At 56.4% G+C, this 406-nt stretch carries 1 pseudogene; it reads right to left on the bottom strand.

Annotated features, from left to right (window positions below):
• Positions 1–406 (bottom strand): annotated as a pseudogene (gene lacI / locus GFH49_RS00890) (DNA-binding transcriptional repressor LacI); the annotation flags it as partial.

Here is a 406-nt window from a genome sequence, read left to right as displayed (position 1 = left end):
AAACCTGTCGTGCCAGCTGCATTAATGAATCGGCCAACGCGCGGGGAGAGGCGGTTTGCGTATTGGGCGCCAGGGTGGTTTTTCTTTTCACCAGTGAGACTGGCAACAGCTGATTGCCCTTCACCGCCTGGCCCTGAGAGAGTTGCAGCAAGCGGTCCACGCTGGTTTGCCCCAGCAGGCGAAAATCCTGTTTGATGGTGGTTAACGGCGGGATATAACATGAGCTATCTTCGGTATCGTCGTATCCCACTACCGAGATATCCGCACCAACGCGCAGCCCGGACTCGGTAATGGCGCGCATTGCGCCCAGCGCCATCTGATCGTTGGCAACCAGCATCGCAGTGGGAACGATGCCCTCATTCAGCATTTGCATGGTTTGTTGAAAACCGGACATGGCACTCCAGTC

Source organism: Streptomyces blattellae, assembly GCF_009709555.1.
In the GTDB taxonomy this organism is placed as follows: Bacteria; Actinomycetota; Actinomycetes; order Streptomycetales; family Streptomycetaceae; genus Streptomyces; species Streptomyces blattellae.
Note: the sequence above shows the minus strand (reverse complement) of the source record. Positions and strands in the feature narration are given on the sequence as shown.